Below are 24,282 nucleotides of genomic sequence, written 5' to 3'. Positions count from 1 at the left end.
TTCGAACTGGGGCCTCGCCGCGCTGTTCTCTCCGACGCGAACGAAGAACTCGTCGTCTGTTTCCGGGTCGTCGCCGGGGATCCGGAGTCGGTCATGGCGCGGCTCGACGAGATGCCCAACACTCCCGAACACTTCGAACACGTGCGCCGGCAGCGTCCCCGGGATCTCAGTGACCTCGAACGGGCCGCCCGGGTCGTCTACCTCAACAAGACGAGCTTCCGGGGGCTGTGGCGGGTGAACCGTCGCAACGAGTTCAACACGCCGTACGGAGCCTACGACCGGCCCTACTACAATCGGACGACGTTTCTGCGGGCCGCCAGGGCGCTGAGCGGCGCCGTTGTCAGGGTGGCCGACTTCGAACAGGCGATCGACGACGCCGAAACGGGTGACTGGGTGTACTGCGACCCGCCGTACGTACCACTCGGCGGCTGGTCTGATTTCAGACGGTACACCGCCGGCCAGTTCGGGGCGGACGACCAGGTGCGGCTTTACAAGGCGATGCGTCGCGCGGCCGACCGGGGAGTTTTCATCACCATGACCAACAGCGACACGCCGTTCGTGCGCGACCTGTTCGGCGGTGATTTCCGCGTTCTGCGGCTGGCCACCCGGCGTGACATCAGCCTGAACGCGTCCGCCCGGCGTAGCTGGGACGTGGTGGTGACCAGCTACGACCCGCCCGTGCCGTCCCAGGCCCCCTTCGACCGCCAGGTGCGGTAGCCGCGGACGGTCCCGGCCAGGCCGTGGCCCGGCCGGGACCGGGCAGGGGCGGTCGGAGGTCGAGCGGAGGCGCCTACCGGTCGGCTCCTGTACCCGGCGTGACCGGGGCGGGCATGGGCGCCGGCCGCTCAGGACGCGTGGGAGGCATGCCGGTGATGCCCGTGACCATGTTCGTGGCTGTGACCGCGGTGGTGATCATGGTGTCCGTGCGGATGCGTCGGGTCGTCCGGATGGTCGTGGGGGGCCTGGGGGGCGGCCACCCGGTGCTCGAAGCCGGGCAGCGCGACCCGGTACAGGCAGGTGTCGCAGTTCATCCGGATGTCCCCGGCCAGTGCCTCGGCGAAGCGCTCGAACACCAGGTCCACCAGGGCGTCGCTGTCGCCGAGCAGGCCCGCGCAGCGCACGTCGACGCCCGGGTGCTCGGCGGCCCAGGCGGTGGCCTGGGCGACCACCCGCTCCGGCAGGACGCCGGTGAACAGGAAGTAGGGCGCCACCACGATCCGGGACGCTCCCAGCCGGCGGCAGCGCTCCAGGCCGGCGGGCACGCCCGGCTCGGCCAGGCTGATGAACGCCGGTTCGACACCGGCGAACCCGCGTCCCTCCCACAGCAGCCGGGCGACCTTGGCGATCTCGGCGTTGGCGTCCGGGTCGGTGGAGCCCCGGCTGACCAGCAGCACGGTCACCTTCGCCCGCTCGGCGCGCGGGCAGACCGCGTCGATGCGCTCGTCGAGCGCCGTCAGCAACGTCGGATGCGGGCCGAGCGGGCGTCCGTAGGTGTAGCGCAGACCGGGATGGCGGGCGCGTTCGCGGGCGAGCGCGCCGGGGATGTCGCCCTTGGCGTGCCCGGCGGAGATCAGGGTCAGCGGTACCACCGCGAGCCGGCGGTGGCCGGCGTCGACGAGGCGGCCCACCGCGTCGGCCACCGGGGGGCGGGACAGTTCGATGAACCCGCCGTCCACCGGCGTCCCGTCGGCACGTTCACGGACCCGTTCGATGAACTCCTGGAACTGCGCCACCCCGGCCGTGCTGCGGGTCCCGTGCCCGACGATCAGCAGCGCAGGCGCAGGCGGACCGCCGTCCGGGCCACTGTCCGTAGCCGTGGCACTGTCCGTAGCCGCCTCCGGGACTCCATCGGTGGCCGCGTTCGTGGCCGTCTCCGGCTCTCCTTCCGTGGCCGTGGTGGCGGCCCCGGAGGCGGCCACCGCCATGTTCAGGTCCGCGTCCGATCCGGCGTGTGGGTCTGTCAAGGATTCAGCCCCTCGTACAGCGGTGCGTCGTATGGCGGTGCGTGGACACGGCAGACGTTGGCAGTGGTGGTGGCGGCGCTCCAGTGGTCCGTTCCGACGTCTCCGACCGGTGGAGTGTGCGGGAAGGGCCGCCGCAGGCGGCACGGACCTGGCCGGTCAGCTCCACCGGTACCCCCTCGAGGTGACGACGTGCCCGGCCACGACACGGGTGTGGGTGCTGCCGACGACCACCGTCGTCGTCATACCGACCAGCTCCAGCCGTGGTGCCGGGGTGGCGCTCAGCTCCCCGATCGTGGTGACGGTGACCTGTTGGGCGGGGCGGAAGGCGTCGGTGACGATGCCCACCGGGGTCGACAGCGGACGGTGAGCGGCCAGCAACGTCAACGCCCGTGGCAGCTGCCAGGTCCGCGCCTTGCTGCGCGGGTTGTAGAACGCGACGGCGACGTCGGCCTGCGCCGCCGCCCGGACCCGCTGTTCGATCACCTCCCAGGGGGTGTGCAGATCCGACAGACTGATCATCATGTGGTCGTGGCCGAGGGGCGCGCCGAGCAGCGCCGCGGCGGACAGCGCCGCCGTCACCCCCGGGACGCCCACCACGTCGAAGGATCCGTCGGCCCGTTCCAGCGCGGGGCTGCCCATCGCGTAGACGCCGGCGTCCCCGCTGCCGATGAGCGCGGCCGCGTGGCCGGCGCGGGCGGCGTCCACGGCCGCGACGGCGCGGGCCTCCTCCGCTCCGAGGCCGCTGGCGAGCACGCGCGCGCCCGGCCGGATCAGGTCGCGGACGGAGTCGACGTACTGGTCCAGACCGACGATCACACTGGCGCGGGCGAGCTCGCGGGCGGCGCGTGGGGTGAGCAGGTCCCGGTCGCCGGGGCCGAGGCCGACGATGGCCAGCCGGCCGCGGGGACGGTGGCGGGCGACCGCCACGGTGGCGTGCGCGCTCGCCCGTTTGGGCACGACGAGTTCGGCGGTGCCGGCGGACAGACCCGCGTCGGGGCCGAGCAGGCTCGCCGCCTCGGCGACGCTCGGCGTGCCGACCGCGGCCCGCACCACCTCGGAGGGATGCGGGACGTCGACGGCCGCGAGCGCCTCGGCCGGGTGCACGACCAGCGGCCAGCCGAACCGGCGGGCGGCGGCGACGATGCCGGCCTCGTCCCGCTTGGCCTCGACGGTGGCGAGGTGACGCACGGCCAGCGGTGCCAGCCCGGCATCGGCCAGCGCGCGCTCGACGAGGTCGACGATCTCGTCGGCGGGTACGCCCCGGCTCGCGCCGACCCCCACGACCAGGCTGGGCGGCCGGTAGACCACCGCGGGCGCCGGCGGCGTGACGACCCGGTCGGTGATCACGATGGCGGGCGCCGCCGGCCGATCCGGCCGATCCGGCGGGACCGGCGGGACTGACGTGGCCGGCGTGGCTGGTCCGGCCTGCGACGTGGCCGGCGCACTGCTCCCGTCGGGTTCATCGGCGCCGCCGAGGGCGCCTGGAGCAGTGGGAAAGGGGTGATCGGCGGGTCCGCTCCGGCCGGTGAGATCGGTGAGATCGGTGAGATCGGCGGGCCGGACCGTTCCCGGCAACGGCGGCAGCGGCCAGACCGCGTCCGTGTACAGGGTCACGGGCTGCTCGGCGAGCAGCGCCGTGCCCACGGCGGCGAGCCGCGATCCGGGCTCGACGCGCAGGCCGATGTCGGCGCCGAAGGAGTCCAGGGCGGGGACCGCGGCGGCGTCACTGGCGGTGGTCACGACGGCGGTCGCGCCGAGGGTGGCGGCGACCCGCTCGGCGAGGTCGTTGGCTCCGCCGGCGTGCCCGCCGACGAGGGCGACCGCCCACCGGCGCGCCTCGTCCACGCAGACCACCCCCGGGTCGCTGTCCTTGCCGGTGAGCAGGCTGCCGGTGTCGGGGGTGCCGGCCAGCAGCCGGACGGTCGCGCCGGTCGCGAGGAAGCAGACCACCCCGGCGCATGCGGTGACGGCGGCGGTGAGCGCCTCGCGGGCCGTGCCGTCGTAGTGGCGGGCGTCCGGCCAGGCCCGTTGGAGATCCCGGGCGGCCGCGCGGCCGGCGGCGGTCACCGCGACCAGGCCGATGCCCGACCGGCCCGGTGTCCTGGCGTCCGTCATCGTGACCATCCGTCATTGTGATCGTTCATGGTGGTGCGCACCGGCGCGTTCTCCCCAGCGGACGGCTGTCCCTGTCGGTCGCTGTCAGCCGCGCGACCGCATCCGGGATGGTTGCGTGGCGGCCTGCGCGGGACGTCCCAACGAAGGTTGATCATGTGGGCCCGGGCCCTTCACGTGAGGCGCTGGACGCATCGGACGCACGAGGGTCGTCACGGACGGGAATGTCGCGGGCGCGGGGGGCCTCGGAGTTGTCCCGGGCCGCCCGCAGCGTGGTGCGGGCGGCCCGGTCGGCCCGGCGGAAGCCGTGGAAGTGACCGGGGTGGTACAGGTGGGAGCGGGTCCCGCCGGCGGCGAGGGCGGGGCCGACGAGCACCAGCGTGTGCTTCCACAGCTTGTGCTCACGGATCGTGGCGGCGAGGTCGGCGAGCGCGCACCGCACGATCAGCTCCTCCGGCCAGCTCACCCGGTAGGCGACCACGCAGGGTGTCTCCGGTGGGTAGCCACCGGCGGTGAGCTCGGCCTGCAGCTGGCTGGAACGGGCCGCCGAGAGGAACAGCGCCATGGTCGTGCCGTGCGCGGCGAACCGGGCCACCTCCTCCCCGGGCGGCATCGGGGTCTTCCCGCCGGCGAGCCGGGTCAGGATCACCGACTGGGCCACCTGGGGGACGGTCAGCTCGCGCCCGACGGCCGCGGCCGCCGCGGTGAAGCTGCTGACCCCGGGGACGATGTCGGTGGCCAGCCCCAGCTCGGCGCAGATCTCCAGCTGCTCCTGCACCGCACCCCACAGCGCCGGGTCACCGGAGTGGACGCGGGCCACCGCGAGCCCGCCGGCCGCGGCCCGCCGGTAGATCTCGTGGACGCCCTCCAGCGGCAGCCCGGCCGAGTCGACGATCTCGGCGTCGTCGCGGGCATGGGTGAGCACGTCCGGGTGCACCAGCGAGGACGCCCAGATGACCACGTCCGCCTCGCCGATCACCCGGGCGGCGCGCAGGGTCAGCAGGTCCGCGGCCCCGGGGCCGGCCCCGACGAACGTGACCCGCCCGGGCGGGCGGGCGGTCATGCCGGCCACTGCCGGCGCCGGGTGGAGATCACCGTGGACAGGTAGGGGCCGGGCTGGTCGCGGGGCAGGTCGGCGGCGAGGCGGATGTCCTCCTCGGGCAGGCCCGTGCAGGCGCCGTAGACGGCCGCGCCGTGTGTGCCGGTCAGCCGGTCGGCCTCGGCCAGCACGTCGAGGACCTGCGGCAGCGCGCGTCCGCCCTTGTAGGCGATCACGGTGTCGTGGTCGGCGACCGCCCGGCGGTAGGCGTCCACACCGGCGGTCAGCGGCAGCAGCGCCACGGTCTCGGTGCCCACGGCCAGCACCGTGCCGGAGCGGGCGGCGAGATCCTGCATGGCCATGATGCCGGGAACGGTCTCGATGGTGACCTCCGGTAACAGCGTGCGGACCCGGGCGGCCAGCGTGGTGAAGGTCGAGTAGACGTTCGGATCACCGATCGTGGCGAACGCGACACTGCCCGTGGGGTGTTCGCGCAGGGCCTGGATGACCACGGCCGCCGGGGCGTCGTAGTCGGCGTCCCCGGTCATCCGGAACGTCACCTGGCGGATCCGGTCGTGGGTGACGTGCGCGCGCACGGTCGCCTCGGCCCGGCCCGGCGGCGGCATCCCCTCGCTGACCGGGACGAACACGACGTCGGCCCGCTCCAGCGTCCGCGCGGCCCGGACCGTCACCAGATCCGGGTCGCCGGGCCCGACGCCGACACCGACCAGCCGGGCGCGCGGCGGAACCGCCCCGGGGCTTCCGGCGCCCTCGCTGCCCTTGCCGCGCGACGTTGCGGTTTTCGACGGCGTTGCCCGGGGGCTTCCGGGGCTTCCGGCGCCCTCGCTGCCCTCGACGTTCCTGGAGCTCATCGCGCTCCTCCCGCGCTCCGTGCCGCGCCGGGAGCACGGACGGCCGCCGCGGACGGCCCGGCCGCTCTCGCCCCGCGGGCCGTGGCGACGAACCGGCAGGCCGCCCCGGGCACGCCGGCCCAGTGCAGGTGCAGGTAGGAGGCGTGCACGTTGCCGCGTACGAACCCCTCCGCCCGGTCGTCCACCCGCCAGGCCGACTGTGGCACGTCCCCTGGGAAAAAGCGCGCCTCCCCGGGAAAGGACGCTCCGGCGGCGGGCCCGGCCGTGGGGCCGGCGCGGCCGCCAGCGAGAACCGGAGCCGTGTCGGCAGGGGTGGTGGCAGCGGCAGCAGCGGCGGTCGTGCTGGCGGTCGGCGGGATGACCTGCGTGTGGTGGAACTCGTGCGCGGTCACCACGGTATCGGCGGTCACGAGCGAGTTGTCACAGACAGCGACCGCCTGACGGTAACCGAGAGTGAGACGTGGCCCCATCGCCGTGTCGGCGTCGAGGACGCCGCACATCGGATGCCCGTCGAGGGAGCGGGCCAGGTAGAGCAGGCCGGCGCATTCGGCGGCGATCGGCGCGCCCCGGCGCGCCAACGCGACGACCTCGGCCCGCAGCGGCGCGTTGGCCGCGAGCGCGGCGGCGTGCTCCTCGGGGAACCCGCCGCCGATCACCAGTCCGTCGGTGCCGTCCGGAAGCGTCTCGTCACGCAGCGGGTCGACGGTGACGACCTCGGCCCCGGCGGCGCGCAGCAGTTCGACCTGTTCGGCATAACCGAACGTGAACGCGGACCCGCCCGCGACAGCGATCCGCACCGGCCGCCCGCCGCCGGGCCCGGCCGTCTCGCGGGTCTCGCCGGTCTCGGCCACGGCGTCCGACGGCGTCCAGGGGCGGGCGTCCAGCGGCGGGGCCGAGCGGGCCAGCGCAAGCACGGCGTCGAGATCGCAGGATGCGGCGACCAGCGCCCCCAGCGCCCGGACCGCCTCGGCCGCGGCCGGCGCCCGCTCGGCCGCCGGCACCAGCCCGAGATGCCGCGAGGGCACCGCGGCGGCGTCGTCCCGGCGCAGCACCCCCAGCACGGGGATGCGCAGGCCGGCGACGGCGTCCCGCAGCAGGCGCTCGTGGCCGGCCGAACCGACCCGGTTGAACACGACACCGGCCAGGCGCACCCGCCGATCCCAGGTGGCGAAGCCGTGCACCACGGCCGCGGCCGAGCGGCCCGCGGCGGACGCGTCCACGACCAGCACGACCGGGGTGGCGGTCAGCCGGGCCACGTGGGCGGCGGAGGCGAAGTCCACGGGCTGGCCGGGCCGTGGCAGCGACACCCCGTCGAACAGGCCCATCACCCCTTCGACGACGGCGATGTCGGCGCCGCGGGCGCCGTGGGCGAGCAGGGGGCCGATGCGCTGTTCGCCGCAGAGCACGGCGTCGAGGTTGCGCCCGGGGCGGCCGGTGGCCAGGGCGTGGTAGCTCGGGTCGATGTAGTCCGGGCCGACCTTGTGCGGGGAGACCCGCAGGCCGCGGGCGGTCAGGGCGGCCATCAGCCCGGTCGCCACGGTGGTCTTGCCCGCGCCGCTGGCCGGGGCCGCGACCAGCAGCCGGGGCAGGGCGATGCCGGCGGCGCCGGGGCCGCTCACCATTCGATCCCCCGCTGGCCCTTCTGGCCGGCGTCCATCGGATGCTTCACCTTGGTCATCTCGGTCACCAGGTCGGCGGCGTCGAGCAGCCGCGGCGGCGCGGCGCGGCCGGTGACGACGACGTGCTGGCGCCCGGGCCGGGCGCGCAGCGTCTCGACGACCTCGGCCACATCGATCCATCCCCACTTCAGCGGGTAGGTCAGCTCGTCGAGGACGTAGAGCCGGTAGGTCTGCGCGGCCAGGTCCCGGCGGATCTGCTCCCAGCCCTCGCGCGCGGCGTCGGCGGGCTGGGCGCCCGGGTCGATGCGGTGCTGCACCCAGCTCCAGCCCTCGCCCATCTTGTGCCAGGTGACCGTGCCGCCCTCGCCGGTGGTGGCCAGCGTGCGCAGTGCCCGTTCCTCCCCGATCCGCCATTTCGCGGACTTGACGAACTGGAACACCCCGACCGGCCAGCCCTGCGCCCAGCCGCGCAGGGCCAGCCCGAACGCCGCGGTCGACTTCCCCTTGCCGTCACCGGTGTGGACGATCAGCAGCGGGCGGTCCCGGCGGGCCCGGGTGGTCAGGCCGTCGTCGGGTATCACGGCCGGCTGTCCCTGCGGCATCCCTCAGGCCACCTTCCCAGGCTGGGTGGACGGTGTGGACGGTGTCGGCCCGGCGGGCCTGCCGGGCCGGGCGGATCCCGCCGGCCATATCGGACGCACCGGGCTGGCGGGGCGCGCCGGCCATACCGGGCGGACAGCGCCGGCGGGATCCGCGGAGCCGGCGGGATCCGCGGAGCTGGTGGGGGCCGCCGGGCCGGCCGCCGCCGACAGGGCGGCCAGCGGGACGGTCGTGCCACCGAGGGCGGTGGCCAGCCGGCCGGCCAGGCCCAGGCGGACATAGCCGCTCTCGCAGTCGACGACGACGCTGGCCACCCCGGCGCGGGCCAGCGCGTGCGCGGCGGCGGCCGGATCCGGGCCGGTGGTGCACCGGCCGTCGGTGACGACGACCAGCAGCGCGCGCCGGTCGGGGTCACGCCGGCGTTCGGCGGCCAGCACCTGCCCGGCGCGGGTGAGCCCGGCGGCGAGCGGGGTGCGCCCACCGGTCGGCAGGGAACGCAGCCGGGCCGCGCCCACCTCCACACTCGACGTCGGCGGCAGGACGACCTCGGCGTCGGCACCCCGGAAGGTGATCATTCCGATCCGGTCGCGGCGCTGGTAGGCGTCCAGGAGCAGGGAGAGCACGGCGGTGGTGACCGTGCGCATCCGGGCGCGGGCGGCCATGGAGCCGCTGGCGTCCACCACGAACAGCACCAGGTTGCCCTCGCGTCCCTCCCGGACGGCGCCGCGCCGGTCGGACGGCCGCAGCAGCAGCCCCGGCCCGTGGCGTCCGCGGGCCTGCTGCCAGGGCGCGGCGGCCCGCAGGGTCGCCGGCAGGTGCAGGCCAGGGGCCTCCGGCGAGGCGGTGACCACCGCGCCGTGGCGGGTACGGGCCCGGGAGCGCCGCCCGGCGGCGCCGAGACCGGTACCGACATCGGGGATCTCCAGGCGGCGGGGGCGGAACACCGGGCCGGGCGGGCCGGCGGGGTGTGCGCTGCCAGCGGCGTCCGCCCGTCCGCGCGACGGGTCGGGCTGCTCGTACCGGCTGTGCTCGGACGCGGTGGCCGGCCCGCCGGCGGGCCACGGTTCCGCGTCCGTCTCCGTCTGTTGCGTTTCCGCCCGGTGCAGGGGCTCCGATTCCGCCGGGCGCGGGGCCGGCAGGTCGCCGGCCGACGTGAACGGCGGCCCGGCACCGGTATTCTCGTCACTGTCGGTAGCGGCACCGCCGTTGCCGTGGCCGCCGGCGGATCCACCGCCGCCACCGCCGCCACTGCCTCCGCCGCCCCCGCCGCCGGCCGGTGGCGGTCCGTCAGGGTCGTCCGTGGGTGGCTCCCCGGTCTGTTCCAGGGCCTGTTCCAGAGCGTCGGCGAGGGTGTCCTCGTCCAGGCCGGGGGCGTCGAACGGGCCCCGGCGGCGCCGGTGTGGCAGGGCCAGGCGGGCGGCGCGGCGGATGTCGTCGGCGGTGACGCGCTCGCGGCCCTCCCAGGCGGCCAGCGCGATCGCGGTGCGGGCGGTGACCACGTCCGCGCGCATCCCGTCCACGTCGAAGGCGGCGCAGACCGCGGTGACCTGGCGCAACGCCGTCTCGGAGAGCTCCACGGCGGGCAGCCGGTCGCGGGCGGCGGCGATCCGGGCGGCGAGGGCGGCGTCCTGCTCCGCCCAGGCGGCGGCGAAGGCCCGCGGGCCGGCATCGTAGGCCAGCCGGCGGCGCACCACTTCGGCCCGCACCCGCGGGTCCCGGCTGGCGGCGACCTCGACGGTCAGCCCGAACCGGTCCAGCAGCTGCGGGCGCAGCTCACCCTCCTCCGGGTTCATCGTCCCGACCAGCAGGAACCGGGCGGCGTGGCGGACCGACACCCCGTCGCGTTCGACGTGGGCGACGCCGAGCGCGGCCGCGTCCAGCAGCAGGTCGACAAGATGATCGTGCAGGAGGTTGACCTCGTCGACGTAGAGCAGGCCGCGGTGGGCGGCGGCCAGCAGCCCGGGGCGCAGCGCCGTGACGCCTTCGGTGAGCGCCCGGTCGAGGTCGATCGCCCCGGTCACCCGGTCCTCCGAGGCGCCGACCGGCAGCTCCACCATCCGCGCCGCCCGGGTCACGGCGGGAGCCTCGGGTGGATGCGGGCCGTCCGGGCAGTCGGCGTCACCGGCGGCCGGGTCGCAGGCGAACCGGCAGCCGGCCACCACCGCCAGGGGCGGGAGCAGGGCGGTGAGCCCCCGTACCGCCGTCGACTTGGCGGTGCCCTTCTCCCCCCGGACGAGTACCCCGCCGATAGCCGGTGACACGGCGTTGAGGACGAGAGCGAGCCGCAGGTCGTCCATACCCACCACCGCGGACAGCGGGTAGGCCGTCATCGTGCTCCCGACCGTGCGCCGGGCACCGGCTGACGGGCGTGAACGGGCATGCCGCGGTCCTCCCTCGGGTTTCCTCGCCCTCGGTAACGGTGCGGACGGCCGAAGTATCCCGGCTCCCGGATCACCGCTCCCCCTCGGCCTTCCGGACGCCTACACGTCCGTGACACACGGTGAGGGTTCGCTCCCCGGTTACGGTGGCGGGACCGCGCCGGATTCCCACCGGCTTCCTCCACTGCCGTCGCCCACCCAGCATGGCACAACCCGCCACCACGCGGACCCCTTCACCCTGCCCGCACTCGCTTCAGGAGCACGCGGGCACCCGTGCCGCGCATGTCGGACGGGATGGCCGCGGGATGGGAGGCCGTCGGAGCTGAACCGCCGCGGCCGGTTGACCGCGGTCGCGATGTCGCCTCCCCCGCGACGTCGGTCACGGCGGTGTCGATCACGGAGTCGAGGTGAGGATGAGGCAGCTGTTGAACCCTCCGTAGCCGCGGGCGTTGATCATGATGACGTTCGTCGGCATTCCGCGTGGTTCTCCCGTGATCAGGTGCAGCCCGTATGCCGGGTCCGGATCGGTCAGGTTGCCCACCGGAGGGACCACGCCGTCCCGCATCGCCAGGAGCGCGGTCGCCACGTTGAGCGCCGGCGTCCCGGCGCACAGGCGCCCGACCAGGCTGTGCGGGGCCGTCACCGGCAGGTGGGCGAGGCGGTCACCGAAGACCTCGCCCAGGGCGCGTGCCTCCAGCAGGTCGTGCTCACGTGTTCCCATGCCGTCGGCGAAGACGACGTCGACGTTGCCGGGGGTCAGGCCGGCGTCGTCGAGCGCGCGTCGCATCGCCTGCACGAGGGGGTCCGGCCCGGGTGCCGGGCGCCGGTCGTGGTGGGCGTCGTGGGTGGCCGCGTAGCCGGCGATCCGTCCGTAGCCGCGGTGGCCGCGCTCGTGCGCCGCCGCGGCGTCCTCCACCACGAACAGGGCGCCGCCCTCGCCCGGCGCGTACCCGTCGGCATGCCGGGAGAAGGGCCGGTAGCCCTCCTCGGGACGGGTGCCCGCGGTCAGCATCCCGCTCGTGGCGTAGCAGGTCATCGCATACGGTGCGACCGCGGCCTCGGTGGCGCCCGCCACCACGGCGCGGGTCCCCCGCCGGATGGCCCGGCGGGCCTCGCCGAGGCAGTCCAGGCCGCCGGCCTCACCGGAGACGATCACTCCTGAGGGGCCTTTCAGCCCGTGGAGGATCGAGATCTGCCCGGTGCTGGCCGCGTAGAACCAGGCGATGGACTGGTAGGCCCCCACCGCCCGGCGGCCCTGGCTCCACAGCCGCCCGATTTCCCGCTGCCCGAACTCGTTGCCGCCGGAGCCGCTGGCCAGGATGGCCGCGGTGTCGTACGGATCGTGATCGGACGGCCGGTAGCCGGCGTCATCGAGGGCGAGGCCGGCGGCGGTCAGGGCCAGCCAGCTCCACCGGTCGGTCTGCACGATCAGCCGGGGGTCGAGATGATCCTCGGGCTGGAAGCCGTCCACCTCACCGGCCAGGACGGCGGCGGGCGCCGCGGTACCGGCCAGGACGGCGGCGGGCGTGGGGGTGGCGAAGCGGGTGACCGGGGCGACCTTGACCTCGCCGCGCAGCGTGGACGACCAGTGCGCCTCGGCCCCGATGCCGCTCGGTGCCACGACGCCGATACCGGTGATCACCGCGGACTGGCCCGGGGCGCTCACCGGGTCACCGTCGCGCGCTCGAGCAGGATCGCGGACTGGAAGCCGCCGAAACCGCTGCCGACCGACAGCGCCACGTCGATCCGCTGGTCACGGGCGGTCTTGGGCACGTAGTCCAGGTCACAGTCGGGGTCGCGGTTCTCCCAGTTGGCCGTCGGCGGCACCACGGAGTGCTCGATGGCCAGCGCGCAGGCGGCGCATTCGATCGCGCCGATGGCCCCGAGCGAGTGGCCGACCATGGACTTGATCGAGCTGACCGGTACCTGGTAGGCGTGCGATCCCAGGGAGCGTTTGAAGGCGGCCGTCTCGTGCCGGTCGTTCTGCTTGGTGCCCGACCCGTGGGCGTTGACGTAGCTGACCGCCGTGGCCGGGGTGCGGGCCTGCCGGAGCGCGCTGGTGATCGCTTCGGCCATCTCCACACCGTCCGGTCGCAGCCCGGTCATGTGGTAGGCGTTGGAGCGGGACGCGTAGCCGGTGACCTCGCAGTAGACGTGGGCGCCGCGGCGGCGGGCGTGCTCCCACTCCTCCAGGACGAGCACGGCGGCGCCTTCCCCCATCACGAACCCGTCCCGGGTGGCGTCGAACGGCCGGGAGGCGTGCTCCGGGTCGTCGTTGCGCGCTGAGGTCGCCCGGATCGCGTCGAAGCAGGCGATCGAGATCGGTGAGATCGGCGCGTCCGTGGCACCCGCGATGACCACGTCGGCCGCGCCGTCCTGGATGAGCTGGTGGCCCCGGCCGATCGCGTCGATCCCCGAGGTGCAGCCCGTCGACACCACCGCGGCGGGGCCGCGCGCGCCGAACCTGCGGGCCACCTCGCCGGCGAGGCTGCTGGGCACCAGGGCGTGGTAGAGGAAGGACGAGGCGTATGCCGGGTCCACCAGCCAGTCACGGCCGCTGTTGCTGACCGCGACGTACTCGTCCTCGAGGCGGGTGGTGGCGCCGACGGCGCTGCCGAGGCTGACCCCGACGCCGTATCCGCCGTCGGGGGCGCCGGCCGGCAGGTCCAGGCCGCTGTCGGTGACCGCCTCCGCGGCCGCGGCGAGCGCTAACTGGATGAACCGGTCGTTGCGGTGGATCTCCTGCGCGTCCAGGCCGGCGGCGGCGGGGTCGAAGTCGCATTCGGCCGCGATCTGCGACCGGAACTGCGCCGGGTCGAAGAACGAGATCCGCCGGGTCGCGGTCCGGCCCTCGGTCAGCAGGGTCCAGAACGCGCGGCTGTCCGTCCCGCCGGGGGCGATGACGCCGACGCCGGTGACCACCGTCCTTCTCGGGCCCGCGCTCGTGCTCGTATGTGTGCTCATGCTGGTGCCTTCCGTGGGTCGCCGTCCCCGCTGCCGCCCGCCCCGGCCGGCGCGGGCACGAGGGTGGGCAGGGGCTCGGTGTCGACGTGGCCGAGGTCCGGCCGTGGGGCCAGCGGGCTGAGGTGGAAGACGAGGAACGCCGTCTCGTCGCCGGTGTTGACCAGCCGGTGGCGCGTCCCCAGGGGGATCAGCAGGCCGTGCTCGGCCGGCAGCGCGGTGTCCTGGCCGTCGAGGCGTGCGGTGATGTTCCCGGTCACGCAGTAGAGGAACTCCTCGGAGTACGGATGCCAGTGCTCGGTGACGACCTCCCCCGGCCGCAGGGCCAGCGTCCCGAGGAAACCTGACGTCGAGCCGACGGTGGCCGGTGACAGCAGGGTCCGGATGTCACCGCCCCGGCGGGTATTCGGTGGCACGTCGTGGATGGACAGGACCTTGGGTCCGGTGCTGCTCATGGGTGTTCCCTTCTCGCGTCGCCGTGCGGGCGGCCGGTTACACCGCCGCCAGGGCTTCGACCCGGCGCCGGATGACGTCCATCTGGATGGCGGAGTTCGTGTTGATCCGTTGCGTCATGCCCGCGTCGTCGACCGGCGCGTCGGGCCGCATCGCGAAGTCCTGAATCCAGGTCATCCGGACGCCGTCCCCGTCCCCGTCGCCGTCGCCGTCGCCGTCGCCGTCGCTGTCGTAGCGCCAGTGGATGCGCATGTACTCGAACGGGCCGGGTTCGACCCGGTGGGCGTGGACCTCCCGGCGCTGCCGGTCCGGGGTCCGTTCGCTCACCCACGACCAGACCCGTCCCTGCTCGTCGGGGTGCATCGTCAGCCGGAAGCGCACCGTCGTGCCGATCCGCTCCAGTACCTCGACCGAGGCGTATTCGGTGAACAGGGCCGGCCAGCGCTCCAGGTCGTTGGTGATGTCCCAGACCAGGTCGAACGGCGCGCTGATGACGATCGTGTTCTCCGTGTGCCCGGCCACGTCAGCGCCTCCCGGCGAGGTCGCCGTTGACGAAGGCGACGATGCGGGTGACGGTCCAGCCACCGGCCTCCTCGGGCAGTTCCACGCCGAACCTGTCGGCCAGCGCGCCCTGCAGCTGCAGCACCGCGAGCGAGTCGATGCCGAGGTCGACCAGGGGGGTCGTGCCACCACCGGCGCGGATCGTCTCGGGGCCTACTCCCGTCTCCGTGACGAGGATGTTCTCGATCTCCGTCGGTGTGACCGATGTGATCGTCTCGTTCGTGCTCACAGTCCTTCTTCCCTTTCTGTTCTTTTCCCGCCGGCTTTCCGCCGGTTTCTTTTTCCGCGAGTTCCTGTTCGTCTGTTTGTCGGCTCACCGATCTGGCCCAGGGAGGCCCAGGGGCCGGACGGGCTTTCCTCGGCCGGCCGGCCGGCCGAGGCTCAGCGCCGCCTGCCCGGCTCCGGTGGCGTGCCGGCCAGCAGGCGGTCGACCAGGGACGTCGCGTAACGCCCGCTGGCGAACTCCTCGTCGGCGAGGACGCGGCGCAGGAACGGGATGGTGGTCCGCACCCCCGGGCCGGCTACCTCGAACTCGGCCAGTGCCCGGTCGGCCCGCGCGATCGCCTCGTCGCGCCGCGGCGCCCAGACGATGACCTTGGCCAGCAGCGAGTCGTAGTGCGGCCCGACGACGTACCCCGGCCAGGCATGGGTGTCGACCCGGGTGAACGGGCCGCCGGGCGGGAGGAAGCGCTCGATCCGGCCGGGGGTCGGCCTGAAGTCGTTGGCGGGGTCCTCCACGTTCACCCGGCACTCCAGGGCGGTGCCGCGGATCTGCACGTCCTGCTGGGTCAGACCGAGGGGCAGGCCCGCCGCGACGCGCACCTGCTCCCGGACGATGTCACAGCCGGTGACCATTTCGGTGGCCGGGTGCTCGACCTGGATCCGGCAGTTGATCTCCATGAAGTAGTGCCGGCCGTCGGCGTCCACCAGGAACTCGACCGTGCCGGCACCGCGGAAGCCCGTGGCGAGCGCGCCGTGGACGGCGTCCCGCGCGATCGCGGCGGCCTGCTGCGGATCCAGCCCCGGGGCGGGCGCCTCCTCCAGCAGCTTCTGGTGGCGTCGCTGCACGGAGCACTCCCGGGTGCCGAGGTGGATCCCCGTGCCCTGCTCGTCGACGAGGACCTGTACCTCGACATGCCGCGCCCGTTCCAGATAGCGCTCGACGTAGACCCGGTCGTCACCGAAGACCGCGCGCGCCACGGCGCGGGTCTCGGCGAACGCGCGGGCGAAGCCACCGGGCTCGCGCACGACGGTCATCCCGTTGCCCCCGCCGCCGGCGGCTGCCTTGATGATGACGGGATAGCCGACGGTGGCGGCGAGCCGGGCCGCCTCGTTGACGTCGCCGGGTACCTCGCGGCTGCCGGGCAGCAGCGGCAGCCCGGCCTCCCGCATCAGGGTGCGTGCCGTGCTCTTGTCACCGAGGCAGGCCATGACCTGCGCGGGCGCCCCGATGAACACCAGGTCGTTGGCGGCGCAGATCTCGGCGAAGTCGGGGTCCTCCGACAGGAACCCGTACCCGGGGTGGACGGCGTCCGCGCCGGTCCTGCGGGCCGCCTCCACCAGTGCCGCGGCGTTGCGGTAGCTGCGCCCGGCCGGGCCCGGCCCGATGCAGACGGTCTCGTCCACGTGCCGGCGCAGCGCCTCGACGTCGTCCGCGGTGGAGTGCACGCCGACGACCGCGAGGTTGAGCTCGCGGCACGCCCGCGCCACCCGTACCGCGATCTCCCCACGGTTCGCGATCAGTACCTTCCGGAACACCTCACATCACCCCATGTGTCGCGCCGCCGGCCGCAGCGCTGGCCAGCCCGCTCATCCGACGGGCACCAGCGTGATGAGCACCTGCCCGAACTCCACCGGCTCCCCGTCGGCGACGGCGATCCGGTCGACCTTGCCGGCGGCCTCGGCGCGCACCGGGTTCATCAGCTTCATCGCCTCCAGGATTCCGACCGTGTCCCCCGGTGCGACCAGGTCGCCGACCTGCACGAACGGCTCCGCCCCCGGCTGGGGGGACCGGTAGAAGGTCCCGACCATGGGTGCGGTGACGACCGGCCCGGACGGCGTGCCGGACGCCTCGGCGTCGCTCGCCTGCCGCGCCGGCTGGATCCCGGTGCTGTCGGCCGCACCTGCCGGTAACGGCCCGGCCGCCGGCGGGGCTGCCCACTCCACCTCCAGCACGACGTCGCCGGAGCGCAGCCGCAGGCGGCTGGGCTGGCCGGGCAGGTCGCGGGTGAGGCGGCTGACGTGCTCCCGCACCGCCGCCAGCAGCTCGATCCGCCCGTCGGGCGCCACCTCGGGGGCCTCGTCGCGGGTCATGCCGGCACCTGCGCGTATTCCTGCTCCTGCCGGCGTCCGGTGCGGGCCGGTACGTCCACCGCTTCCGCGCCGAAGCCGCGGAAGCGGGCCGCGCGCCGGGCCACGAGCTCGTCGGGCGGCACGGCCAGCAGCGGGAGGAGGGCTTCGAGTACGGCCGCGCGCAGCGTGTCCGCGGCCGTCCCGGGGTCGGCCTGTGTGCCTCCGGGTGGTTCGGGCACGACCGCGTCGACGATGCCGGCCCGCAGCAGCGTCCGCGGGTCCAGGCCCAGTGAGCGGGCCGCGTCGGGGGCGCGGGCGCTGTTGTTCCACAGGATCGCGGAGCATCCTTCGGGGCTGATGACCGTGTAGACGCCGTTCTCGACGATGAGCACCTGGTCGGCGACGGCGAGGGCGAGCGCGCCCCCGCTGCCGCCCTCGCCGGTGACGACCGACACCACCGGTACCCGCAGCGCGCTCATCCGCTGGATGGCGTTGGCGATCACCGAAGCCTGGCCGCGTTCCTCCGCCTCGACCCCAGGGTGCGCGCCGGGGGTGTCGACCAGCGTCACGACGGGCAGGCCGAGGCGTTCGGCCAGTTCCATGATGCGCAGCGCCTTGCGGTACCCCTCCGGCTTGGCCAGGCCGAAGTCACGGCTGAGCAGTTCCGCGGTGGTGTGCCCCTTCTGGTGGCCGACCACCGCCACCGGCACACCGCCGATCTCGGCCAGCCCGGCGACGATCGCCGGGCTGTCGCCGTGCGTCCGGTCGCCCCGCAGCTCCAGGAACGAGTCGAACACCCGGGCGGCGAGGTCGAGGGTGGTGGGGCGGCCGAGGTCGCGGGCAAGGCGTACCCGCTCCCACGGGTCGCGGTCGCGCAGCTGCCGCGGATCCCGGATCAGTACCCGCGCCGCCGCACCCGCGGCGACCGGATCATGTTCCTGCCGCGGCGCCGGGGGCCGGGCCTCCCGGATGGCCGGCCTGGTCTTCGTCGGGCGGCGCCCGGGCGCGGCCACCGCCAGCAGCCTGCTCAGGCAGGGGCGCAGCTCGGCGCGTTGCACGACCAGGTCGGCATGCCCCCGGGCGGCGAGGAAGGCGCTTCCCTGGAAGCCGTCGGGCAGCCGCTCGCCGGTGGTCTGCCGGACGACCCGGGGGCCGGCGAAGCCGAGCCGGGCCCCGGCCTCGGCCAGGACCACGTCGGTGTTCGTGGCGAAGGACGCCGCCACCCCGCCGTAGGTCGGGTCGGTGACGACGCTGACGGTCAGCAGCCCGTCGCGGCGCAGCTGGCCGACCGCGATGCTCGTCTTCGCCATCTGCATCAGGGACAGGGCGCCCTCCTGCATGCGGGCGCCTCCCGAGGTTGTGACGACCACGAACGGCAGCCGGCGCTCCCGGGCCAGCTCCGCGGTCAAGGTGATCATTTCTCCGGCGGCGGAACCGAGGCTGCCGCCCATGAAGGAGAAGTCCATGACGGCGACGGCCAGCTCGCGCCCGCCGATGCGGCCCGTGCCGCACAGCACCGCCTCGGGCAGGCCGGTGCGGCGGCGCGCCTCGTGCCAGCGCTCCTCGTACCGTCTGCCGTCGGAGAAATCGAGGGGATCGTAGCCGGTCGGGGTGAGCTCGAGGGGGGTGAAGCTGTCCGGGTCGAGCAGGTGCCCGATCCGCTGGCGTGCGCCGACCCGCCCGTGGTCACCGCATTCGGGGCAGACGAACAGGTTGCGCGCGAACCGTTTCCCGTAGACGAGCGCGGAGCAGGCCCGGCAGCGCACCCATTCGGTGGTGGCCGGGGTGGTGGCCGCCGGGCTCATGCCTCGGCCCGCGCAGGCCCGGTCGCGACCCGTCTCGCCGGGGAGCCGTCCGGTTCATAGGTGTAGAAGCAGCGCGCCGCTGCGTCCCGGGGTGACCGCCAGGTGGGCAGATAGGGCTGGATGAAATGCGCCAGCTCCGCGGTCACCCGCCCGAACTCCTCCTGGCTCCTGATGTCGGCCAGCACGCGGGTGCTTTCATGCTCGGTTTCGAGCAGATGGACATACAGGTCACCCAGGCTGTAAAGGGATCTGTGCGACACCCCGGCGACCTGGGGCAGGCCGGTACGGTCCGAGGCCGCGAATATACGCGCGACCTCGGCTTCCGCGCCCGGCGTGATCCTTGCGACGATCAACGTCCTTTGCATGGTTCCGCCTTCACCTCTGTGCCACGTCCTGCTGTGCGGTGTTCCGCTTCGGGGAAATCCACCGGCGGGCGAACCAGCACCCGCCCAGGGCTGGTACCGTCTCGCCGTCCGGCGATGGCCGGGCTGCCGCGGATTTCACGTCGGGCCGTCGAACGGGAACGCCGGTGAACAGCACCGGCCGGTGCTTTCGGGGGCACCGGCGGGGTGGATTCCTGCCGGTCAGATGTCGTTGTTCGGCGATCTCCTGGAAATACGTGGTCCGGCTGTCATCGCCTTGCGGCTGTTTCATCGTCCCCGATGATTTGTCCCAGCGTCATGAGTCAGATGTCCCAACTGCCTGGGAATTTTCCGGGCCACGGTTTCGACAAAAGGTGGAGACGGGCGGTGGCGGAGTCGGCTGGACGACAATACGCATCCCAGATGGTGACGTACCTCACTGTCCCGCGGGGGACAGCCGCCGGCATATGCTGTCGGCAGCGGGTAGCCGCGGTGATTGCGGGAGATTTCCCCGGGGTTCATTCCGCGGGCTGTTCAGCCCCCGAGCCCGGCACGCCGGGCAATGACCGCGGCCTCGGCGCGGTCCCGCACTTCCAGTTTCGCGAAAATCTTCGACAGGTAGTTGCGCACCGTTTTCGTGGTGAGGGCCAGCTCACCGGCGATGGCGGCCGTGGAGTAGCCGTCCGCGACGAGGCAGAGCACCACGCGCTCCCGCTCGGTGAGCTCGGGGAACGGAGGCTGCTCCGCCCCGGCGGCGTCGAAGTGGCGTAACACGCTGTCGGCGATATGGGCACCGAAGATCACCTCGCCGTGGCTGACCGCCTCCACCGCGCGCGCGAGGTCCTCCGGCCGCGCCGCCTTGAAGGCGCATCCGCGGGCACCGGCCCGCACCACGGCCGCGACGGTCCGCTGGTCATGCCGTCCGGTGAGGACGAGTACGGCGGTCCTCGGGCATTCCCGCGAGATGCGCTGGGTCAGCGCCAGCACATCGTTGTCGTCGTCGTCGAAATCGAAGATGACGACATCCGGACGCAGCCGTCGAGCCGCGGGGATGATGTCGGCGCCGTTCGTGAGATCACCGACCACCTCGCCCACCGCGGTGGCCTCCAACAGCGCACGCAGCCCCGCCAGGAAGACAGGATGGCCGTTGACCAGCAGAATCCGTACGGGGCGGGTGGACTCGTCGCCCGCTCCGCGCACCGTATTCTCCGCCGCGATATCCGGCCCTGAGCGTCCATCCATTCCGCTCCCCCCGTCCGGACGGCGACCGGCTGCCTGCCGGCGCATCCTCAGCTGCCGACGCAGGGCGGCGTATCCTGTTCTGGACTCATGCCGTAGCCTGCCGTGCCGGCATGATCGAGGAAAAGGTCTGTCGCGGTTACGACAGACTCAGATTCCGGTGCCGGCCGCGTTACGTCTCATCACGGCACGGGTGGCGCACCTCCTGGAAGGCAAACGGCGATAAGGAACACCAGGTGGGCCACTTCGAAGACGATCTCCGGTGTTGCCAGCCGATGATCCGGTGACTCCGGCCCCCGGTAACGTCAAAGATATATGATCATTCCGGCTTTGGTCTTCCTGGTCACGGCCCGGATCACATCGACGCGGGCCGGATCCGGCGCCGCGGCGGCTTCGGCGGCGGCCCACCGCCGCCGGGCCCCGGCCCGCCGCCGTACACGGACAGTTATTGTCGGGCGGCTGGTATTCTCGGGTGCGAGAAGCCATCCGGGAGAAGGACGAAAATCTTCCGCCGCCGGCGGAGCGGTATCATCTATCTGACGATGGTGTGTGCGTGGCGCCGGGTTGATATACAGGTTGTTCAACTACCCGGATGCTCGCGGACCCACCGGACAAGCGGCCCCGGGTAGCCGAGATCGTTCCCGTGACGGTCGAAGGGGTTATGATGCCGTACACCGTCCATGAAGACCTTGAAGGTGGGCTCTTCCACGGCCGCCCACCCGTCGATGCCGCCGGCCGGGCCGTGTGCGTGTCGTCTGTGGATTCCCCGGAGGAGGCGCAGGTGTCCAAGCCCGGAGTGTCCGGACATGCCACAGCCCGGCCCACCCGGACGATACGGGTGCTTCTCGCCGAAAGCTGCGACGTGGTACGGACGGGGATGCGGGTGATTCTCAGCCGGGAACCGGACATCACCGTCGTGCGGGACGTGGCGGACAGCGCGGATCTCCTGCTGGCGGCGCAGGAGTTCCAGCCCGACATCTGCATGGTCGACCGCGACCTGGACGGAGCCGGCGTCCTCCCGCTCATCCGCAAGCTGTCCGCGGCCCTGCCGGATCGCCGCCCCCACATCATCATCACCGCCCGCCGAGGCTCCGACGACCTGGCGGCCGAGGCGCTGCGCCTCGGCGTCCGCGGCTATCTGATCAAGAACATCCCGCCTGCCGATCTTCTCGACGCCATCCGCGCGACCGCGGCCGGTCACATCACCCTGGCGCCTACCGTCGCCAGCCACCTCGCGGCCTGCTGGGCAGGGCGGCCGTCCTCCACCGGGCCGACCGGGGGCGGCGACACCGCGCCCTCCGTACCCTCCGCACCCTCCGCACCCGTTCCCACGGTCGGCACCGCGATGAAGGGTGTGGACATCCGCCTCACCCAGCGGCAGCGCGAGGTGCTGGAACTGGTCGCCGACGGGCTGTCCAACGCGGAGATCGCTGCCCGTCTGTTCGTCACCGAGGCCACCGTGAAAAGCCACCTGACGGCGGTCCTGCGACGCCTGGACCTGCGGGACCGGACCCAGCTTGCGATCTATGCCCATCGCGGCCGCATCACCGGATCGCCCGAGCCCGCCTGACAGTGCCGCCGCCACCCACCCGGCCCTGCCCGCGGGTGAAGCCGGCGTCCGCCCCTCGCGTCACCCGGTGTTGGTCAGGGCATGTGCCCCGTCCACGAGGTATTCCCAGAGCATGCGTTCCAGCGGCGCGGGCAGGCCCTCCTCGGTCAGGGCCTGCGCCATCAGGCGCAGCCATGACTCCCGGGCCCGGGCATTGATCGGGAAGGGAGCGTGGCGCATCTGCAGCCGCGGATGTCCTCGCAGCGGGGAGTAGCTACGCGGGCCTCCCCAGTACTGGATCAGGAAGGCGCGTAGCCGCTCGGCGGCGCCGGCGATGTCCTCCCCGTACATCGGCCCGAGTACGTCGTCCGCCGCGACCTTGCCGTAGAAGCGGTCGACGATACGGGTCAGCACCTCGACGCCACCCGCTTCGGCGACGAATCCCCGCGCCGCGCCATCCGCGTACGCGTCACGAGCCGCTGTCCCGCTCAGGCCGAGGACCTCTCCGACGCGATCCCAGCTGTGCCCGGCCGCCCGTGCCTCCGCGGCCGCCTGCGCCAGCATCGCCTCTACGAAGAAGCGTGCCTGACGCGCCAGGTACAGCGCTTCGACAGCCTCGCCGCCGGCAAGGTGGGCCGCCGCGGACGACAGGGAACGCGTCGATTCCCGCAGGAAGTGGGCCCGCCAGAACTCCTGGGACCGGTCGTCCGACTGCGCCGCCCGGACAGCGGAATCCTGTTCGGACGTCCCCGTACCACCACGATATGTCACCGGTTCTCCTGATGCCGCGACGTCACTGGACCATGGTTTCGACAGCTACGACTGCGACGGCCGCGATCCCACCGGGCGGGAAGCGGCCGGCTGGGGGCCCGGCGCGGCCGGCTGGGGGATCTGGTGGTGCATGGTCGCCGACTCCCGCGCGCCAGGCATCCCCACCGCGACCACGGCCGCCCCGAGGAGCCCCGCGAGCCCGCACCCGATCGCCGTGCTGTGCATCGCCGAGACGAAGGCGTCGGACGCGTCGGCCCACAACGTCCTCCCGGATGGTCCGAGCGACGCCGCGATGACACGGGCGGCCTCCACCGACTCGGTCGCATCCGCCCGGGCGGATGGGGGCACAGTGGCCAGGTGCGGCTCCAGCCCGTCCCGGTACCGGACGGCGAGCAGCGAGCCGAGCACGGCGATGCCCAGGGCTCCGCCGAGGTTACGGGTCACGTTGGTGATCGACGAGGCCACTCCCGCTCTGCTCGCCGGCAGCAGGCTCATCACCGCCTCGGTAGCCGGGGGCATCACGTGTGCCATACCGATGCCCTGCAGGAAGAAGATCAACAGTATCGCCCAGACAGGCGAGTCCGCGTCCAGGAACGCATAGCCGAAGAAACACAGCGAGGCGAGCAGCAGGCCAGCCGAGACCACCAGCCGGTAGCCGCGCCGCTCGGCCAGCTTCGGGGAGCGTGCCGAGAACATCCCGAGGCCGACGGCCAGCGGGAGCAGCGCCAGTCCGCTCTCCAGCGGGCTGTACCCGCGGATGCTCTGGAGATAGAAGACCATGAAGAAGGTCAGTCCGAAGATCGCGAAGAAGGCCAGCCCGACGGCGACGGCCGCCGCGGACATCCGGCGGTCACGGAAGAGCCGGACGTCCAGCGCCGGATGGCCGATGGCCAGTTCGTAGCGGACGAACGCGACCAGGAGCGCGAGGCCACCCAGCAGCGGGCCGAGCACCCGGCCCTGCGTCCAGTCCGCGAGCCGCCCGCCCTCGACGATGCCGAAGACCAGCAGCATGATGCCGGAGATCGACAGCCCCACCCCGAGCGGGTCGAGCCGCCCGGGCGCGGGGTCACGGGACTCGGGGACCAGCGCCACGGTGCCCGCGAGCGCCACGAGCACGACGGGTATGTTGATCAGAAAGATCGATCCCCACCAGAAGTGGCCGAGCAGGATGCCGCCGACGATGGGCCCGAGTACCGCGGCAAGGCCGCTCGAACCAGCCCAGATGCCGATCGCCTGGGGACGCTGGGACGGCGGGAAGACATGCATGATGATCGCCAGTGTGGCCGGCGGCAGAGCGGCCGCGCCGATTCCCATCACCACCCGCCACAGGATGAGCTGGGCTGGCGTGTCCGCGTACGCGGCGCCGACGGAGGACGCTCCGAAGATCAGTATCCCTGTCACCAGCGTGCGCCGGTGCCCGATCCGGTCACCGAGGATGCCCCAGGTGAACAGCAGCGCGGCGAAGACGAGTGTGAAGGAGTTGATCGCCCACTCGAGCTGGGTCTGGGTCGCGCCCAGCCCCTGCTCCGGATCGGCGAGGACCCGCAGCGCCACGTTGATGATCGTCCCGTCGAGGACGGTGAGCAGGACCGACAGGACGAGAACCGCGAGGACCGGCCAGCGGCGGGGATGGCCTGCCACCGGTGCCGCCGAGCCCGTGGGACTGGCGGCGGGACCGGTGGCGGTGGGACCGGTGGCGGTGGGA

Annotated in this window: 21 protein-coding genes and 1 riboswitch; of the genes, 2 read left to right on the top strand and 19 right to left on the bottom strand. The window is 73.5% G+C overall.

Annotated features, from left to right (window positions below):
• Window positions 1-717, top strand: a 717-nt coding sequence (locus tag NBW84_RS00770) for a DNA adenine methylase (protein WP_250280726.1), incomplete at its 5' end; no start/stop codon positions are given.
• 128 nt (window positions 718-845) lie between these two features.
• On the opposite strand, the gene NBW84_RS00765 is transcribed toward NBW84_RS00770, so the two are convergent.
• From NBW84_RS00765 to NBW84_RS00685, 17 genes are all read right to left on the bottom strand, one after another.
• A complete protein-coding gene (locus NBW84_RS00765; RefSeq protein WP_250280725.1) occupies window positions 846-1,964 on the bottom strand; it encodes a sirohydrochlorin chelatase in 1,119 nt (372 codons plus the stop codon).
• Between the two features lie 156 nt (window positions 1,965-2,120).
• The gene (gene cobJ, locus NBW84_RS00760; RefSeq protein WP_250280724.1) at window positions 2,121-4,079 is read right to left on the bottom strand and encodes a precorrin-3B C(17)-methyltransferase; all 1,959 of its coding nucleotides are present in this window, start codon (window positions 4,077-4,079) and stop codon (window positions 2,121-2,123) included.
• Window positions 4,080-4,230: 151 nt separating this feature from the next.
• On the bottom strand, window positions 4,231-5,139 hold the full coding sequence (gene cobM / locus NBW84_RS00755; RefSeq protein WP_250280723.1) for a precorrin-4 C(11)-methyltransferase: 909 nt from the start codon (window positions 5,137-5,139) through the stop codon (window positions 4,231-4,233).
• Window positions 5,136-5,987, bottom strand: coding sequence for a precorrin-2 C(20)-methyltransferase (gene cobI, locus NBW84_RS00750; RefSeq protein WP_250280721.1), 852 nt, complete (start codon window positions 5,985-5,987; stop codon window positions 5,136-5,138). The genes cobM and cobI overlap by 4 nt, the downstream gene beginning before the upstream one ends.
• Window positions 5,984-7,609, bottom strand: coding sequence for a cobyrinate a,c-diamide synthase (locus tag NBW84_RS00745; RefSeq protein ID WP_250280719.1), 1,626 nt, complete (start codon window positions 7,607-7,609; stop codon window positions 5,984-5,986). The genes cobI and NBW84_RS00745 overlap by 4 nt, the downstream gene beginning before the upstream one ends.
• Window positions 7,603-8,208, bottom strand: a complete 606-nt coding sequence (gene cobO / locus NBW84_RS00740; RefSeq protein ID WP_250280717.1) for a cob(I)yrinic acid a,c-diamide adenosyltransferase — start codon at window positions 8,206-8,208, stop codon at window positions 7,603-7,605. Before cobO ends, NBW84_RS00745 begins: the two co-directional genes overlap by 7 nt.
• Window positions 8,209-8,211: 3 nt before the next feature.
• Window positions 8,212-10,536: a VWA domain-containing protein gene (locus NBW84_RS00735; protein ID WP_250280714.1), complete on the bottom strand. Its 2,325-nt coding sequence runs from the start codon at window positions 10,534-10,536 to the stop codon at window positions 8,212-8,214.
• A 103-nt stretch (window positions 10,537-10,639) separates the two neighbouring features.
• A riboswitch (cobalamin riboswitch) is annotated at window positions 10,640-10,765 on the bottom strand.
• Between the two features lie 213 nt (window positions 10,766-10,978).
• A complete protein-coding gene (locus NBW84_RS00730) occupies window positions 10,979-12,250 on the bottom strand; it encodes a beta-ketoacyl synthase N-terminal-like domain-containing protein (protein WP_250280713.1) in 1,272 nt (423 codons plus the stop codon).
• The gene (locus NBW84_RS00725) at window positions 12,247-13,548 is read right to left on the bottom strand and encodes a beta-ketoacyl-[acyl-carrier-protein] synthase family protein (protein ID WP_250280711.1); all 1,302 of its coding nucleotides are present in this window, start codon (window positions 13,546-13,548) and stop codon (window positions 12,247-12,249) included. The genes NBW84_RS00730 and NBW84_RS00725 overlap by 4 nt, the downstream gene beginning before the upstream one ends.
• The gene (locus tag NBW84_RS00720; RefSeq protein WP_250280709.1) at window positions 13,545-14,000 is read right to left on the bottom strand and encodes a cupin domain-containing protein; all 456 of its coding nucleotides are present in this window, start codon (window positions 13,998-14,000) and stop codon (window positions 13,545-13,547) included. The genes NBW84_RS00725 and NBW84_RS00720 overlap by 4 nt, the downstream gene beginning before the upstream one ends.
• Window positions 14,001-14,037: 37 nt before the next feature.
• Window positions 14,038-14,520: an SRPBCC family protein gene (locus NBW84_RS00715; protein WP_250280707.1), complete on the bottom strand. Its 483-nt coding sequence runs from the start codon at window positions 14,518-14,520 to the stop codon at window positions 14,038-14,040.
• A gap of 1 nt (window position 14,521) precedes the next feature.
• Window positions 14,522-14,788, bottom strand: coding sequence for an acyl carrier protein (locus NBW84_RS00710; RefSeq protein WP_250280705.1), 267 nt, complete (start codon window positions 14,786-14,788; stop codon window positions 14,522-14,524).
• 152 nt (window positions 14,789-14,940) lie between these two features.
• Entirely contained in the window at window positions 14,941-16,317 is a 1,377-nt protein-coding gene (locus tag NBW84_RS00705; RefSeq protein ID WP_250280703.1) for an ATP-binding protein, read from the bottom strand.
• Window positions 16,318-16,368: 51 nt separating this feature from the next.
• Window positions 16,369-16,872: a biotin/lipoyl-containing protein gene (locus NBW84_RS00700; RefSeq protein ID WP_250280702.1), complete on the bottom strand. Its 504-nt coding sequence runs from the start codon at window positions 16,870-16,872 to the stop codon at window positions 16,369-16,371.
• Window positions 16,869-18,656 carry a carboxyltransferase subunit alpha gene (gene accA, locus NBW84_RS00695; RefSeq protein ID WP_250280701.1) on the bottom strand — a complete coding sequence of 596 codons (1,788 nt, stop codon included), beginning with the start codon at window positions 18,654-18,656 and terminating at the stop codon, window positions 16,869-16,871. Before accA ends, NBW84_RS00700 begins: the two co-directional genes overlap by 4 nt.
• Window positions 18,653-19,021, bottom strand: a complete 369-nt coding sequence (locus tag NBW84_RS00690) for a TcmI family type II polyketide cyclase (RefSeq protein WP_250280697.1) — start codon at window positions 19,019-19,021, stop codon at window positions 18,653-18,655. Before NBW84_RS00690 ends, accA begins: the two co-directional genes overlap by 4 nt.
• 531 nt (window positions 19,022-19,552) lie before the next feature.
• Window positions 19,553-20,218, bottom strand: coding sequence for a LuxR C-terminal-related transcriptional regulator (locus tag NBW84_RS00685; protein WP_250280695.1), 666 nt, complete (start codon window positions 20,216-20,218; stop codon window positions 19,553-19,555).
• A gap of 820 nt (window positions 20,219-21,038) precedes the next feature.
• Between NBW84_RS00685 and NBW84_RS00680 the strand changes: the two genes are divergently transcribed.
• Window positions 21,039-21,827, top strand: coding sequence for a LuxR C-terminal-related transcriptional regulator (locus tag NBW84_RS00680; RefSeq protein WP_250280692.1), 789 nt, complete (start codon window positions 21,039-21,041; stop codon window positions 21,825-21,827).
• A 60-nt stretch (window positions 21,828-21,887) separates the two neighbouring features.
• Here NBW84_RS00680 and NBW84_RS23960 read toward each other — a convergent pair whose 3' ends face one another.
• Window positions 21,888-22,577, bottom strand: coding sequence for a globin (locus NBW84_RS23960; RefSeq protein ID WP_445548376.1), 690 nt, complete (start codon window positions 22,575-22,577; stop codon window positions 21,888-21,890).
• Window positions 22,578-22,622: 45 nt separating this feature from the next.
• On the bottom strand, window positions 22,623-24,282 hold a 1,660-nt coding region (locus NBW84_RS00670; RefSeq protein WP_250280691.1), incomplete at its 5' end, for an MFS transporter.

The organism is Protofrankia sp. CiP1_Cm_nod2, from assembly GCF_920664355.1.
Lineage (GTDB): Bacteria > Actinomycetota > Actinomycetes > Frankiales > Frankiaceae > Protofrankia.
This window is presented reverse-complemented; position numbering and strand designations above follow the sequence as displayed.